Annotated in this window: 13 protein-coding genes; 7 read left to right on the plus strand and 6 right to left on the minus strand. The window is 67.3% G+C overall.

The annotated features are described in order from the left end of the window. Positions 1–67 precede the first annotated feature (67 nt). Positions 68–529 carry a universal stress protein gene (locus tag HUK65_RS02345; RefSeq protein WP_179904520.1) on the minus strand — a complete coding sequence of 154 codons (462 nt, stop codon included), beginning with the start codon at positions 527–529 and terminating at the stop codon, positions 68–70. A gap of 310 nt (positions 530–839) precedes the next feature. On the opposite strand from HUK65_RS02345, the gene hutH reads away from it, so the two are divergent. The 3 genes from hutH to hutU are packed head-to-tail and all read left to right on the plus strand — an operon-like array spanning position 840 to position 4,851. Next, positions 840–2,378, plus strand: coding sequence for a histidine ammonia-lyase (gene hutH / locus HUK65_RS02350; RefSeq protein WP_179904521.1), 1,539 nt, complete (start codon positions 840–842; stop codon positions 2,376–2,378). Continuing rightward, the gene (gene hutG / locus HUK65_RS02355) at positions 2,375–3,169 is read left to right on the plus strand and encodes an N-formylglutamate deformylase (protein ID WP_179904522.1); all 795 of its coding nucleotides are present in this window, start codon (positions 2,375–2,377) and stop codon (positions 3,167–3,169) included. Before hutH ends, hutG begins: the two co-directional genes overlap by 4 nt. Further along, positions 3,166–4,851, plus strand: coding sequence for a urocanate hydratase (hutU, locus tag HUK65_RS02360; protein ID WP_179904523.1), 1,686 nt, complete (start codon positions 3,166–3,168; stop codon positions 4,849–4,851). Before hutG ends, hutU begins: the two co-directional genes overlap by 4 nt. A 56-nt stretch (positions 4,852–4,907) precedes the next feature. Here the strand turns inward: hutU and HUK65_RS02365 are convergent, their stop codons facing one another. Then, positions 4,908–6,329, minus strand: a complete 1,422-nt coding sequence (locus HUK65_RS02365; protein WP_179904524.1) for a helix-turn-helix domain-containing protein — start codon at positions 6,327–6,329, stop codon at positions 4,908–4,910. Positions 6,330–6,470: 141 nt separating this feature from the next. On the opposite strand from HUK65_RS02365, the gene HUK65_RS02370 reads away from it, so the two are divergent. Beyond that, positions 6,471–7,673: a pyridoxal-phosphate-dependent aminotransferase family protein gene (locus tag HUK65_RS02370; RefSeq protein ID WP_179904525.1), complete on the plus strand. Its 1,203-nt coding sequence runs from the start codon at positions 6,471–6,473 to the stop codon at positions 7,671–7,673. A gap of 177 nt (positions 7,674–7,850) precedes the next feature. On the opposite strand, the gene HUK65_RS02375 is transcribed toward HUK65_RS02370, so the two are convergent. The 4 genes from HUK65_RS02375 to choX all read right to left on the minus strand — a co-directional run bounded on the left by HUK65_RS02375 (position 7,851) and on the right by choX (position 11,686). Then, positions 7,851–8,558 (minus strand): GntR family transcriptional regulator, encoded by a 708-nt coding sequence (locus HUK65_RS02375; RefSeq protein WP_179904526.1) that lies wholly within the window; start codon positions 8,556–8,558, stop codon positions 7,851–7,853. A 149-nt stretch (positions 8,559–8,707) separates the two neighbouring features. Beyond that, positions 8,708–9,799: a choline ABC transporter ATP-binding protein gene (gene choV, locus HUK65_RS02380; protein ID WP_179904527.1), complete on the minus strand. Its 1,092-nt coding sequence runs from the start codon at positions 9,797–9,799 to the stop codon at positions 8,708–8,710. Then, entirely contained in the window at positions 9,796–10,647 is an 852-nt protein-coding gene (gene choW, locus HUK65_RS02385; RefSeq protein ID WP_179904528.1) for a choline ABC transporter permease subunit, read from the minus strand. The genes choV and choW overlap by 4 nt, the downstream gene beginning before the upstream one ends. Before the next feature lie 112 nt (positions 10,648–10,759). Continuing rightward, positions 10,760–11,686: a choline ABC transporter substrate-binding protein gene (gene choX / locus HUK65_RS02390; protein ID WP_179904529.1), complete on the minus strand. Its 927-nt coding sequence runs from the start codon at positions 11,684–11,686 to the stop codon at positions 10,760–10,762. An 88-nt stretch (positions 11,687–11,774) separates the two neighbouring features. On the opposite strand from choX, the gene betI reads away from it, so the two are divergent. The 3 genes from betI to betB are packed head-to-tail and all read left to right on the plus strand — an operon-like array spanning position 11,775 to position 15,333. After that, positions 11,775–12,356: a transcriptional regulator BetI gene (betI, locus tag HUK65_RS02395; protein ID WP_179904530.1), complete on the plus strand. Its 582-nt coding sequence runs from the start codon at positions 11,775–11,777 to the stop codon at positions 12,354–12,356. After that, entirely contained in the window at positions 12,353–13,864 is a 1,512-nt protein-coding gene (betC, locus tag HUK65_RS02400) for a choline-sulfatase (protein WP_179904531.1), read from the plus strand. Before betI ends, betC begins: the two co-directional genes overlap by 4 nt. 11 nt (positions 13,865–13,875) lie before the next feature. Further along, positions 13,876–15,333 carry a betaine-aldehyde dehydrogenase gene (gene betB, locus HUK65_RS02405; protein ID WP_179904532.1) on the plus strand — a complete coding sequence of 486 codons (1,458 nt, stop codon included), beginning with the start codon at positions 13,876–13,878 and terminating at the stop codon, positions 15,331–15,333. Positions 15,334–15,380: the final 47 nt, after the last annotated feature.

The following is a 15,380-nucleotide window of genomic DNA, read 5'->3' on the forward strand; positions in this document are numbered from 1 at the left end:
CGGCAAAACGTCCGGGGTGGCGGGATGCGGCGAAACGTCCGGGGCGGCCCGGGCGCGGGACGAAGGTTCAGCCCTTGGCGATCTCTTCCAGCTTGTCGCGGGGCAGGTCGCCGGGAACGATCAGCACCGGCACCGGCAGCGCGCCCGAATTGCGCGCCAGATGCGTGACCAGCGGCCCCGGCCCGCGGTTGTCCGTGCCCGCGCCCAGCACCAGGATGCCGACCTGCGGGTCTTCGGTGATCTGGGCCATGAGTTGTTCGACCGGGTCGCCTTCGCGGATGACCAGTTCGGGGGTGACGCCCTGCCGGTCACGCATCCATTTGGCATAAACCTCGAAATGGGCTTCGATGCGCTCGCGCGCTTCGGCCCGCATCAGGTCGGCCACGCCCATGAAATGCTGGAATTCCTCGGGCGGGATGACCGACAGGATCTGAACGCCATACCCCGTGCGGGCGGCCCGAAGGGCGGCGAAACGGATCGCGTTCAGGCATTCCTTGCTGTCGTCCAGAACCACCAGAAACTTGCGCATCTTTCCCCCGGCAAGCCACGCCCTTGATGCCATATAACTTCATGGCACGGGCAGGGCATTGGTTTTTATCGTTTTTTCCCCAACCTCGAAGATTGGCATGATCCGACGGATTTGTAAATCACCTGCATGGGATCTGCCGCACCGTCCCCAGGTGCGGCGCCAATCCCTTGGCACGGCGCTGCGGGCTCGGCGCCACCGACCGGTCCCTCATCCTGGCCAGAGATTGCAGGGCGGGGCGAGAACCGGATTGACTCGGAAATAATGTGCATACATAATATTGCCAGAACCACTTCAGCACGGAACATGCGCCATGCGGACCCTGACCCCCGGGACACTTGACCTTGCCCTGCTGCGCACCATCCGGGACGGTGCCGCAGTGCCCGCCATTGACCCCGCCGCACAGGCACAGGTGGACCGCGCCGCACGCATTGTGGCGGATGCGGCGCAGGGCGCGGCGCCGGTCTATGGGGTCAACACCGGCTTTGGCAAACTGGCCAGCCGCAAGATCGCCCCCGAAGACACCGCCACATTGCAGCGCAACCTCATCCTGTCGCATTGCTGCGGGGTCGGTGCGCCGCAGGACTGGGCCACCACGCGGCTGATGATGGTGCTCAAGGCCGCCTCGCTGGCGCGGGGGGCCTCGGGGGTGCGCTGGGACGTGGTGGCGATGCTGGAGGCCATGCTGGCGCGCGGGGTCACCCCGGTGGTGCCGCTGCAGGGGTCGGTGGGGGCCTCGGGCGATCTGGCGCCGCTGGCGCATCTGGCCGCGGTGATGATCGGCGAGGGGCAGGCCGTGGTCGATGATGGCACGCCCCTGCCGGGGGCCGAGGCTCTGGACCGCGCCGGGCTGACCCCGCTGACTCTGGGCCCCAAGGAAGGGCTGGCGCTGATCAACGGCACCCAGTTTTCCACCGCCTGCGCGCTTGCGGGGCTGTTTGCCGCCTGGGACTGCCTGGAGGCCAGCGCCGTCACCGCCGCCCTGTCCACCGATGCGATCATGGGCTCCACCGCGCCGCTGGCGCCGGAAATCCACGCCCTGCGCGGCCATGCCGGGCAGATCGAGGTTGCCGACGCCCTGCGCGGTCTGATGACGGGCAGCGCCATCCGTGAAAGCCACCGTGACGGCGATGCGCGGGTGCAGGACCCCTATTGCATCCGCTGCGTGCCGCAGGTGGCCGGCGCCTGCATGGACCTTCTGCGCATGGCCGCGCGCACCCTGCTGATCGAAGCCAATGCCGTGACCGACAACCCGCTGGTGCTGGTGGACAGCGGGCAGATCGTCTCGGGCGGGAATTTCCACGCCGAACATGTGGCCTTTGCCGCCGATCAGATTGCGCTTGCGATGGCCGAACTGGGCGCCATTGCCCAGCGCCGGGTGGCGCTGATGGTGGACCCCACGCTCAGCCATGACCTGCCGCCCTTCCTGACGCCGGATCCGGGGCTGAACTCGGGGTTGATGATCGCCGAAGTCACCAGTGCCGCCCTGATGAGCGAGAACAAGCATCTGGCCAATCCCTGCAGCACCGACAGCACCCCCACCAGCGCCAATCAGGAAGATCACGTCAGCATGGCCGCCCATGGCGCCGTGCGGCTGGACCGGATGGGGCGCAATCTGGGCGCGATCCTGGGGGTGGAGCTGCTGGCCGCCGCCCAGGGGGTGGAGTTCCGCGCGCCCCTGCGCAGCAGCGCGCCGCTGCAGGCCGCGCTGGCCTGCCTGCGCGCGCAGGTGCCGCCGCTGGGCGCTGACCGCTACATGGCCCCGGATATCGAGGCTGCCACCGCGCTGGTGCGTTCCGGCGCGCTGGCCCGTGCCGCCGGGGTCTCCTTGCCGCTGGAGGTCACGCCATGAGCATCGAGGTCACACGCGGGGAAAGCCCGCTGGTGCTGGGGCTGCCCCACACCGGCACCGATCTCCCCCCTGAGATTGCCGCCCGGCTGAACGATACCGGCCGCGTCCTGGCCGATACCGACTGGCATATCCATACCCTGCATGACGGGCTGGCCGCGGGCGTGACCACCGTGCGCCAGACCCTGCACCGCTATGTGATCGATGTGAACCGCGACCCCACGGGCGCCAGCCTCTATCCGGGGCAGAACACCACCGGGCTGGTCCCGCTGACCGATTTCGATGGCACCCCCATCTGGTCCGACCCGCCCGATACGGCCGAGATCACCGCCCGCCGCGCCGCGCATCACGCCCCCTACCACGCCGCCCTGCGCGCCGAGCTGGACCGTGTTCGCGCCCGGCATGGGGTGGCGATCCTCTATGACTGCCACTCCATCAGGTCAAAGATCCCGTTCCTGTTCGACGGCACCCTGCCGGACTTCAACATCGGCACCGACAATGGCACCACCTGCGCCCCCGCGGTGCAGGCCACCGTGACCGATATCTGCGCCGCCGCGCCGGGGTTCAGCCATGTGGTGAACGGCCGGTTCCGGGGCGGGTGGACCACCCGGCATTACGGCCGCCCCGACAGTGGCATCCATGCGATCCAGATGGAACTGGCGCAATCCGCCTATATGCAGGAGTGCCCGCCCTGGGACTGGGACGCCGCCCGCGCCGCGCGGCTGCGCCCGGTGCTGGCGCGCATCCTGAATGCGCTCATCGACCTTGCCCCCCGCCTGAGGAGCCAGCCATGACCAACCCCCGCCACAATGCCCGTGACATCTACCCCCCCACCGGCGCCGAGATCAGCGCGAAAACCTGGCTGACCGAGGCGCCCCTGCGGATGCTGATGAACAATCTGCACCCGGATGTGGCCGAGAACCCCCATGAACTGGTGGTCTATGGCGGCATTGGCCGGGCCGCCCGCACATGGGAGGATTTCGACCGCATCTGCGCCGCCCTGCGCGACCTGGAGGGCGACGAGACCCTGCTGGTGCAATCGGGCAAGCCGGTGGGCATTTTCCGCACCCATGCCGACGCCCCGCGCGTGCTGATCGCCAATTCCAACCTGGTGCCGCATTGGGCCACATGGGAGCATTTCAGCGAACTCGACCGCAAGGGGCTGATGATGTACGGGCAGATGACCGCGGGAAGCTGGATCTACATCGGCACGCAAGGCATCGTGCAGGGCACCTATGAGACCTTTGCCGAGGCCGGGCGCCAGCATTACGGCGGCGATCTGACGGGGCGCTGGATCCTGACCGCCGGTCTGGGGGGCATGGGCGGCGCGCAGCCGCTGGCCGCCGTGATGGCCGGGGCCTGCTGCCTGGCGGTGGAATGCGATGAGACCCGCGCCGATTTCCGCATCCGCACCCGTTATTGCGACGCCAAGACCCATGATCTGGACGAGGCGCTGGCGATGATCGCCGACTGGACCGCGAAGGGCGAGGCCAAGTCGGTGGCGCTGATCGGCAACGCTGCCGAAATCTTCCCCGAACTCGCCCGCCGCATGCAGGACGGCGGCCCGCGCCCCGACATGGTCACCGACCAGACCTCGGCCCATGACCCGGTGCATGGCTATCTGCCGCTCGGCTGGACCGTGGCCGAGTGGCGCGCGCAGCAGGAGAGCGACCCGAAGGCGGTGGAAGCGGCCGCGCGGGCCAGCATGAAGACCCATGTCGCCGCGATGGTGGATTTCTGGAACGCGGGCGTGCCGACGCTGGACTATGGCAACAACATCCGCCAGGTCGCGCTTGAGGAAGGGCTGGAAAACGCCTTTGCCTTCCCCGGTTTCGTGCCCGCCTATATTCGCCCGCTGTTCTGCCGGGGCGTCGGCCCGTTCCGCTGGTGCGCGCTTTCGGGCGATCCCGAGGACATCTACAAGACCGACGCGCGCATGAAGGAGCTTTTCCCCGACAATACCCATCTGCACAACTGGCTGGACATGGCCCGTGACCGCATCGCCTTTCAGGGCCTGCCCGCGCGGATCATGTGGATCGGGCTGGGGGACCGGCACCGCGCCGGGTTGGCGATCAACGAGATGGTGCGCAATGGCGAATTGAAAGCCCCTGTGGTGATCGGGCGCGACCATCTGGATTCAGGCTCGGTCGCCTCTCCCAACCGCGAGACCGAGGCGATGCTGGACGGGTCCGACGCGGTCAGCGACTGGCCGCTGCTGAATGCGCTCCTGAACACGGCCAGCGGGGCCACCTGGGTCAGCCTGCACCATGGCGGCGGGGTCGGCATGGGGTTCTCGCAGCATTCGGGCATGGTGATCGTCTGCGACGGCAGCGAGGACGCCGACCGCAGGCTGGAGCGGGTGTTGTGGAATGACCCGGCCACTGGCGTCATGCGCCATGCCGATGCGGGCTATGACATCGCCCGCGATTGCGCCCGCGACCACGGGCTGCGCCTGCCGGGACTACCGGGCACCTGAGGCGCGGGCCTGCCATCCGCAGCCGTCATCCGCAGGCGGCGTTCGTAACGCCTGGCTCAGCCCTGAAAGGTATCGTAGCGCGTGGCGCCGCGGCGGTGTTCATCCACCGGCGCGGTCAGGATGGTGGCGTGATGGGCGCGCTGTTCGCAACCCACCCTGGGACAGACCCGGCAGTTGATCCCGATCGGCGTGGCATGGGCATCGCCCAGGGACATGCCCTCGGCATAGCCCAGGTCGGTGGCGTGTTCCACGGTGCAGCCCATGGCAACCGCCAGGCGGTTGTCCTGGCCGTGGCGCTCGAATGTCGGCCGGTCCACCGTGCGCGAGATCACGAAATAGCGCGATGCATCCGGCATTTCGACAAGCTGCGGGATGATTCGCCCGGGCGTGCGAAAGGTCATGTGCACATCCATGCGCGGGCAGGCGCCGCCATATTCTGCCAACTGGAAATCGGTGGCGTTGAACCGCTTGGTCACATTCCCTGCCTTGTCGATTCGCAGGAAGAAGAAGGGCACCCCATGCGCCCCGTCCCGCTGCAGCGTGGTGGCGCGGTGGCAGGCCTGTTCGAAACTGACGCCAAACCGGGTGGCCAGATGGTCGAAGTCATACTTGCTGTCGCGCGCCTCGGCCAGAAAGGCGCCGTAGGGCATCAGCACCGCAGCGGCGAAGTAATTGGCCAGCTCCACCCGGCAGCGGGCGCGCCCCTGCGGGCTGTTGAGCGCCGCATCGGTCAGCAGCTCTTCGATCACCTTTTCGTATTCTATCAGGCCAAGCACATGAACCAGCTGGAAAATCCGGTTGGGATGGTCCAGCGCCTCGGACAGCAGCAATTCGGCGCGGGCTTCGTCATACTGGCGCAGGGTGCGGGGCAGATCGGCCACCCTGACCAGTCGCACGATGATCTTGTGCGATGCATGCAACCGCGCCTTCAGCGCCGCATACAGGTCATCCGATGCCGGCGCAGGCCCGCCCCAGAAGCTTTCGGCCGCAGCTTCAAGCGCGGGAAAATGGTTGCGGTTGCGGCGAAAGTAATTGTGGACCACAGCCTCGGGGGCGCTGTTGAGCAAGGGTTCATCCGCCCCCATGCCCGCGGCGATCACCTGGATCTGGTCCATCGCCGCCTGATAGGCATGGTGAAGCTGTGCAAAGGCTGACAGCATGCGCGGTGCATGGGCCAGCGCGCCGCGAAGTTCCTGCAGGTCCGGGCGGGTGGAATCGAAGATGGGGTCCTGCAGGATGCCGCGCAGATCGGCCAGCCGGGCGCCGGTGTCCTCGTCGGTGATCTCGCGCCAGTCCACGCCATAGACTTCCAGCAGCCGCAGCATGACCGACACCGACACGCTGCGCTGGTTGTTTTCCAGCAGGTTGACATAGGCCGCGCTGATCCCCAGCGCCTTGGCCATTTCGGCCTGGGTCTGGTCGCGCTCCCGGCGCAGCCGCCGCAGATGGGGTCCGATGAAGGTCTTGCGTGCTTGCATGTGGTATACCCAATACTGTTGGGTTTACAATATTACCGATTCCCGGGTCTGTAAATCCTCGCGTTTACAGCAGAACCTGATTTCACTTCACGGATTGGCGCATCTGGGGCATGGCTGGGCCAATCTTGAGGAGGATCCCCCATGAAAACCGGCCTGTCGCATCTTTACATCCCCGGCCCCACCAACCTGCCCGAAGACGTCCGCCGCGCCCTGGCGGTGCCCATGCAGGACCACCGCGCGCCCGAATTCGCAGCCCTGGTCACGCCCCTGTTGCAGGACCTCAAACCCGTATTCGGCACCACCGAAGGGACCATACTGCTTTATCCCGGGTCCGGCACCGGCGCCTGGGAAGCCGCCATCGCCAACACGCTGAACCCCGGCGACAAGGTGCTGATGGCGCGCCACGGCATGTTCTCGACCCTCTGGGCGGAAATGGCCACGCGGCTGGGTCTGCAGGTGGAACTGGTGGATGTGCCCTGGGGCGCCCCCTGCCCGGTGGAAACCTTTGCCCGCATCCTGGCCGATGATTCCGAACACAGCATCCGCGCGGTATTCGTGACCCAGAACGAAACCGCGACCGGGGTGGCCTCGGATGTCGAGGCCGTGCGCGCCGAAATGGACGCCTGCGGCCATGACGCGCTCCTGTTCGTGGACGGCGTGTCGTCCGTGGCCTCGGTTCCGTTTGAAATGGACGCCTGGCGCGTGGATCTGGCCATCGCCGGCAGCCAGAAGGGGCTGATGTGCCCCGCCGGACTGGGGGTGCTGGCGCTCAGCCCGCGGGCCCTGGCCCTGGCCGAGACCAATACCATGCCGCGCGCCTATTTCCACCTGGGCGATATGGCCAATGCGCATGCAGCCGGAAGCTTCCCCTACACCCCGCCCGCACCGATTCTGCACGGGCTGCGCGCCGCGCTGGACCGGCTCAATGCCGAAGGGCTGGACAATGTCTATGCCCGCCACGTGCGGCTGGCCCGCGGTGTGCGCGCCGCGGTCGAGGCATGGGGTCTTCGCTGCGTGGCGGAAAGCCCGGCTTGTGCATCGAACACCGTGACCGCCATCTACACCCCCGATGGTGTGGATGCGCGCGAGGTCATCGCCATCGCCCGCGACCAGTTCAATTGCTACTTCGGCGCCGGGCTGGGGCCGCTGGCCGGGCGGGCCTTCCGTATCGGTCACCTGGGTGACCTGAACGAAGGCATGTGCCTGAGCGCCCTGTCCATCGCCGAGATGGCGCTCAATGCCGCTGGCGCGCGTATCCCTTACGGGTCCGGCGTGGCGGCTGCGCAGCAGGTCTATGCCCCGGCGCCCGGGCAGTCCGCGCGCCCGGCTATCGCTGCCGAATGATCCCCCAGGGCCAGCAGACCGGCCCATCAGCTTCCCTGCGCGGCGCAGCCATGCGCCGCGCAGCGCCCCCAAGGCGCGCGGGGTGGGCGGGTGGGCGCGGCTTGGGGGCGCTTTTCTGACCTTCGGCCACAGGCGCGCGGCATCCCTGCATGCCCCGGCGGAACATCCCGGCAGTTCTCAGGCCTCGGGGCGTGTGGTCATGTCCACCAGGCTGCCGTCACGGTCGGCTGCCAGCAGCGCCTGTTCCGCGCCGATCACATGATCCGCTGCCAGACTTGCGGCGGCATCGGTATCGCCGGACAGAATGGCTTCCAGGATCTGGCGGTGCTGATCCCAGACCACCGCGCCGCGGCTGGCATGGGTCAGCACCCCCACCATGACCCGGCGCAGGAAATTCCAGTGCATTTCCGCCGTGGGGCCGATCAGCGGGTTGCCTGACAGTTCATACAGCAGGGCATGGAATTCGGCATCATGGGCAACGGCCTCGGCGGCTCTGCCGGCTTTCAGCGCGGCATCACCGGCGGCAAGGATGGCCAAGCCGCGCTGTTCCACCTCTGCACGAAACCCGGGCTGCCGGTTGGCGCGGTCGGCCACCAACCGTGCCGCCAACTGGTCCAGAACCATGCGAATCTGATAGTGATGCGCCATGCGCGAAGCATCGATCGGCGCCACATACAAGCCGCGGCCACCGCGTTCGACTACCAGCCCGTCATTCTTCAGCAGGGCCATGGCCTGTTGCACCGGCTGGCGGGAGACGCCCAGCATATTTGCAATATCTTCCTGCACCAGTGCGGTCCCTGGGGCCAGGGTGCAGTCGCGGATACTGTCGCGCAGGGCGGTATAGACTTGTTCGCTGCGGCTGGGGGCGGTCTGCAATGGGCGCAAGGTCTGACTTCCTGTTCCAGGCCAGGTCACGGGGTCCGGGGGCTGTGGTCTGACCGTTGCCGCGCCGCGCCCTGATGACATTCTGTTTTCTTGACCATAGCGCCGCAGCGGTCAAGGCCATCACCACCCGGCGCGCTGTCTGCAGCGGCTCATGCCCCCTCTGCAGTCCCGGTTGCGCCTTTTTCCGTCGGCCCGGTTGCAGGCGCCTGCATGCCGCGGGTGCGCACCAGGGCCTGCACTGCCGAATCCAGGGTGATCTTGCCGATGATCTGGCCCTCGCGGGTCACGGTCAGCCCTTCGGCGGCGCCATGCAACGCGCGCAGGGCATCACGGATGGGGGTGTCGGCATCGATCTGCCCCCCCGGCGGCGGCCAGCTGGACGGGACCACGGCATCACAGGCCCGCAACACCCCCAGCGGGTTCATGTTGGCCACGAAGTCGGCCACATAGTCATTGGCCGGGGCGGTGAAGATCTGCGAGGGCGTGCCGCACTGAATGATCCGCCCGCCTTCGAGGATGGCAATGCGGTTGCCGATCTTGAAGGCCTCGTCCAGATCATGGCTGACAAAGACGATGGTGCGTTTCAGCCGCGCCTGCAGTTCCAGCAATTCATCCTGCAGGCGCGTCCGGATCAGCGGGTCCAGCGCCGAGAAGGGCTCGTCCATCAGCAGGATCGGTGCCTCGGTCGCGAAGGCGCGGGCCAGACCCACGCGCTGCTGCATGCCCCCCGACAGTTCGGACACCGCGCGGTCGGCCCAGGCGCCGAGCCCCACCAGCTCCAGCTGCGCCTCCACCCTGTCACGGCGTTCGCGCCGGGGCACACCTGCCAGTTCCAGCCCCAGGCCGACATTTTCCCGCACGGAGCGCCATGGCAGCAGGCCGAATTGCTGGAACACCATGGCCACATGGCGCATCCGCAGCCGCCGCAGGGTGGCGGCGCTGGCCTTTGGCACGCTGACCATGCGTTCCCCGTCATTGACCAGCACATCGCCCTGGATCACCGGGTTCAGCCCGTTGACCGCGCGCAGCAGCGTGGATTTGCCGGACCCCGACAGGCCCATGAGCACCACGATCTCGCCCTCGGCGACATCGAGCGTGCAGTCATGAACGCCCAGGATCTGGCCCGTGGCGGTCTGGATATCGGCGCGGCTTTGCCCCGTCTCCATGAGCGGAAGCGCGCGATAGGGGCTGTCGCCAAAGACGATGGAGACATTGCGAAAGCTGACGGCAGGGCTGGTCATTGCTTCACCTCCACCCGCAGCATCCGGTCCAGCATGATGGCCACGGCGACGATTACGGCCCCGGCCTCGAACCCCAGGGAGGCGTTGACCTGGTTGAGCGCGCGCACCACCGGCACCCCCAGCCCCGGCGCCCCCACCAGCCCGGCAATCACCACCATGGAAAGCGACAGCATGATGGTCTGGTTCAGCCCCGCCATGATCTGCGGAAAGGCGTAGGGAAGTTCGACCTTGAGGATGCGCTGGCGGGTGGTGGCGCCAAAGGCGGTGGCGGCCTCGGTCAGGGCCTTCGGGGTGGAGCGGATGCCCAGTTCGGTCAGCCGGATCGCCGCAGGCATGGCAAAGATCACGGTGGCCACCAGCCCCGGCACCATGCCGAGGCCAAAGAGCACCAGCACCGGAATCAGATAGACGAAGGTCGGCAGCGTCTGCATCAGGTCCAGCACCGGTGTGAGCCAGCGATAGAAGCGCGGATGATGCGCCGAATAGATGCCCAGCGGCACCCCGATCGCCATGCAGACGAAGCAGGACCCCAGCACCAGCGTCAGCGTCTGCATGGTCAGCAGCCAGTAGCCCTGGTTGAGCGCGAAGAGCGCGCAGGCCATCACGATCAGCACCGGCGCCAGCCGGCGTTGCAACCCCCAGGTGATGGCGCCGAACAAGAGGATCATCAGTACCGGATGCGGCGTGTTCAGCGCGTTGGCCAGCAGCGTCACCGCCTGGCGCAGCCCCATTTCCAGCCCGTCGAAGAAGCCGATGAAGCTGTCCTGCAACCAGTCGAACGCATCGGCCACCGAACGGCCGAGGGGGATTTTCGCGCCGGTTATGGCATCGGACAGGATATCGAGCATCGGGCGGGTCCAGGCTGCTTGGCCGGGCGGGGATGGGGGCGCTGCCCCCGACCGGCCCTGTTCAGGGCCGGTCCCCCCCGGAGTATTTGGGGCAAGAAAATGCAGGCGCGGATCAGTTCAGGATTGCCGTCACCGCCTGGAGCGCGTCTTCGCCGTCAAGGGTGGTCACGCCGGCCAGCCACGGCCCCATGGCATCGGGGTTGTCCGACAGCCAGGCAAGGGCCGCGGCCTCGGGGTCCTGACCCTCATCGAGGATCGCGGCCATGATGGCGTTTTCCATCTCCAGCGTGAATTCCAGGTTTTCCAGGAACTGGCCGATGTTGGGGCAGTCCTCGACGAAGCCGGCGCGGGTGTTGGTATAGACCGAGGCGCCGCCCAGATCCGGCCCGAACCAGTCATCGCCGCCTTCAAGGTAGGTGAGGTCGAAATTGGCATTCATCGGGTGCGGCTCCCAGCCCAGGAACACCACCGGCTCATCGCGGCGATCGGAACGCGCGACCTGGCTCAGCATTCCCTGTTCAGAGCTTTCGACCAGTTCCCAGCCGCCCAGGCCAAAGGCGTCGGCCTCGATCATGTCCAGGATCAGGCGGTTGCCGTCATTGCCCGGTTCGATCCCGTAGATCCGGCCCTGCAGCGCGCCTTCATGATCCGCGATATCGGCGAAATCGCCGATCCCCAGCGCGGCCCCGGCGGCGTTGGTGGCCAGGGTGTATTTCGCCCCTTCGAGGTTGCGGCGCACGGTGTCCACGGTCCCGGCCTCGCGGTAGGGCGCGATATCGGCCTCCATGGTGGGCATCCAGTTGCCCAGGAACACATCCACATCGCCATTGGCCATGGAGGTGTAGGTGACGGGCACCGACAGCACCAGCGTCTGCGTCTGATAGCCCAGCGCATCGAGGATGGTGGTGGCGACAGCGGTGGTGGCGGTGATATCCGTCCAGCCCACGTCCGAGAAGGTCACGCTATCGCAATTTGCGGCGGCGGGCGCGGCCAGCAATGCGGCGGCAGAAGTGGCAAGGGCAAGATTGCGCAGAGTCATTGGGACCTCCGGTTGTGTTTTGTTGATTGACCAATCAATAAACCTCCGGCTATCACGGGTGCAACCATTTTGTCGCAGGGACCAGGATATGCCGAAGCTTGGGATGGAGCCTATCAGGCGCGATGCGTTGATCAAAGCCACGATTGCCGAGATCGGCGAGGCGGGCAATCTGGAGGTGACCGTGAGCCGTATCGCACGGCGCGCGGGGATGTCCTCGGCCTTGGCGCATCATTACTTCGGCTCCAAGGATGCGATGTTTCTGGCCGCCATGCGCCATGTGCTGGCGGTTTACGGGGCCGAGGTGCGCGGCGCGCTGGCCGTGGCCGATGACCCGGCGGCGCGGGTGCGGGCGCTGATTCGCGCCAGCTTCACGCCGACCAGTTTCCGGCGTGAGGTGATTGCCGCCTGGCTGAACTTCTATGTGCTAGCCCAGACGCGCGCGGATGCGGCGCGGCTGCTGCGGGTCTATCAGCGGCGGCTGGTATCGAACCTGACCCATGCGTTGCGCCCCGTGGCCGGGGCGCGTGCGGGCGCGCTGGCCGAAGGCGTGGCGGCCATGGTGGACGGGGTCTATCTGCGTGAGGCGCTGGGTGCGGGTGAGCCCGATGGCCGCGCCGCCGCGCGCATGGTCGAAGGCTGGCTGGATGCGCAGTTGGAGGGGCGCGCATGACTCGCGCGCCCAACATATTGATCCTGATGGCGGATCAACTGAACGGAACCCTGTTCCCCGACGGTCCCGCCGATTGGCTGCACACGCCCAACCTGCGGCGGCTGGCGGAGGCTTCGGTCCGGTTTGCCAATGCCTATACCGCCAGTCCCCTGTGCGCGCCGGGGCGGGCGAGCTTCATGTCCGGGCTGCTGCCGCGCCGCACGCGCGTCTATGACAACGCGGCCGAATTCGCCTCGGACATCCCCACCTATGCGCATCATCTGCGCCGCGCGGGGTATCAGACCGCGCTTTCGGGCAAGATGCATTTCGTCGGCCCCGATCAGCTTCATGGGTTCGAGCAACGCCTGACCACCGATATCTATCCAGCCGATTTCGGCTGGACCCCGGATTGGCGGCGCCCCGGCGAGCGGATCGACTGGTGGTATCACAACCTCGGCTCGGTCACCGGGGCGGGGGTGGCCGAGATCTCCAACCAGATGGAATACGATGACGAGGTCGCCCATCACGCGCAGGCAAAGCTCTATGATCTGGCGCGCGGGGGCGATCCGCGCCCGTGGTGCCTGACGGTCAGCTTCACCCATCCGCATGACCCTTATGTGGCGCGGCGGCGGTTCTGGGATCTCTATGAGGGCTGCGAGCATCTGCTGCCCGGCCTGCCGGACCCGGGCTACGGTGCGCAGGACCCGCATGGCAAGCGCCTGTTCGATGCCAATGACTGGCGGAATTTCGACATTTCCGAAGATCACATCCGCCGTGCCCGGCAGGGCTATTTCGCCAATATCAGCTATGTGGATGAAAAGATCGGCCAGATCCTGGACGTGCTGGAGGCCACGCGGCAGGAGGCGGTGATCATCGTCACCTCGGACCATGGCGACATGCTGGGCGAGGGTGGCTTGTGGTTCAAGATGAGCTTCCGCGAAGGCTCCGCCCGGGTGCCGCTGATGATCGCCGCGCCGGGGCTGGCGCCGGGGCGGGTGGATGCGCCGGTGAGCACGCTGGACCTGTGCCCCACGCTCTGTGATCTGGCCGGGGTGGGGATGGCCGAGGTCGCGCCTTGGGTCGATGGTGAAACGCTGTTGCCGCTGGCCGGTGGGGCCGCGCGCGAAGCCCCGGTGGCGATGGAATATGTGGCCGAGGGGTCGGTGGCGCCCATGGTGGCGCTGGTGGCCGAAGGGTGGAAATACACCGCCTGCCCGGTGGACCCGGAACAACTCTTTGATCTGCGCACTGACCCGCAGGAGAGCCGCAATCTGGCCGCCGACCCGGCCCATGCCGCACGGCTGGAAGCCTTCCGCGCCATGGCCGCTGCGCGCTGGGACATGGCCGCCTATGACGCCGAGGTTCGCCACAGCCAGGCGCGGCGGCTGGTGGTCTATGAGGCGCTGCGCAACGGCGCCTATTACCCCTGGGATTACCAGCCGCTGCAGCGCGCCTCGGACCGCTACATGCGCAACCACATGGACCTGAACGTGCTGGAGGAAAACCAGCGGTTTCCCCGCGGCGAATGAAAGGACAGGCGATGCAGGCACAACCGCAGGCCAGCCATTACATCGACGGCGCGTTCGTCGAGGATACCGACGGCGCAGCCTTCGACGTGATCTACCCCTATACCGGCGCAGCGGTGGCACGGCTCCATGCCGCCACGCCCGCGGTGCTGGACCGCGCGCTGGCGGCGGCAGAGCGCGCGCAGGCGGATTGGGCCGCGCGCCCGCCGGTGGAGCGCGGGCGGGTCCTGCGCCGCGCCGCCGAGATCATCCGCGAGCGTAACCGCCCCCTGTCCGAGCTGGAGACGCTGGACACCGGTAAACCGCTGCAGGAAACGCTGGTGGCCGATGCAGCCTCGGGCGCGGATGCACTGGAGTATTTCGGCGGCTACGCCCCCACGGTGACGGGCCAGACCATCGCCCTGGGCGGCGGCGACTTCGCCTATACCCTGCGCGAGGCGCTGGGCGTCTGCGCCGGCATCGGGGCCTGGAACTATCCGACCCAGATCGCCTGCTGGAAGGCCGCGCCGGCGCTGGCCTTCGGCAATGCCATGGTGTTCAAGCCCTCGGAGCTGACGCCGCTTTCGGCCCTGAAGCTGGCCGAAATCCTGACCGAGGCCGGGTTGCCGCCAGGGCTCTTCAACGTGGTGCAGGGCGCGGGCGCGGTCGGTGCGGCGCTGGTCACGGACCCGCGCGTGGCCAAGGTGTCGCTGACCGGATCGGTGGAGACCGGGCGCAAGGTCTATGCGGCGGCGGCCGAGGGCATCCGGCATGTGACCATGGAACTGGGCGGCAAGTCGCCGCTGCTGGTGTTTGATGACGCCAGCCTCGACGATGCCGTGGGCGCGGCGATGCTGGGGAATTTCTACTCGGCGGGGCAGATCTGCTCCAACGGGACGCGGGTCTTCGTGCAGAAGAGCGCGATTGGGGCGTTCCTGGACCGGTTGGAGGCGCGCAGCCGCGCGATCGTGCTGGGCGATCCGATGGAGGAGGCCACGCAGATGGGCCCGCTGGTCAGCGCGGCGCAGCGCGACAAGGTGATGGGCTATATCAAGGCGGGCGTTGAGGAGGGCGCGCGGCTGGTCTGCGGCGGCGGCAATGGCGGGCGCAATGACGGGTTCTTCGTGGAGCCCACGGTCTTTGCCGATGTGACCGATGACATGGTGATCGCGCGCGAGGAGATCTTCGGCCCGGTCATGTGCGTTCTGGGCTTCGACACCGAAGACGAGGCCGTGGCGCGGGCCAATGCCACCGGCTTCGGCCTGGCGGGCGGCGTGTTCACCGCGGACCTGAGCCGTGGGCACCGGGTGGTCTCGCGCCTGCAGGCGGGGACCTGCTGGATCAACGGCTACAACCTGACGCCGGTGGAAATGCCCTTTGGCGGGGTGAAGCTGTCGGGCGTCGGGCGCGAAAACGGCCACGCCGCGCTGGAATATTACACGCAGATCAAGACTGTCCATGTAAGCATGGGAGGCGTTGATGCCCCCTATTGAAGCGCAACTGTCAAAGGTGGCGCTCCCGCCCGTCGGGTTCGGATTGA

Origin of the sequence: Rhabdonatronobacter sediminivivens (assembly GCF_013415485.1) — a bacterium.
In the GTDB taxonomy this organism is placed as follows: Bacteria; Pseudomonadota; Alphaproteobacteria; order Rhodobacterales; family Rhodobacteraceae; genus Rhabdonatronobacter; species Rhabdonatronobacter sediminivivens.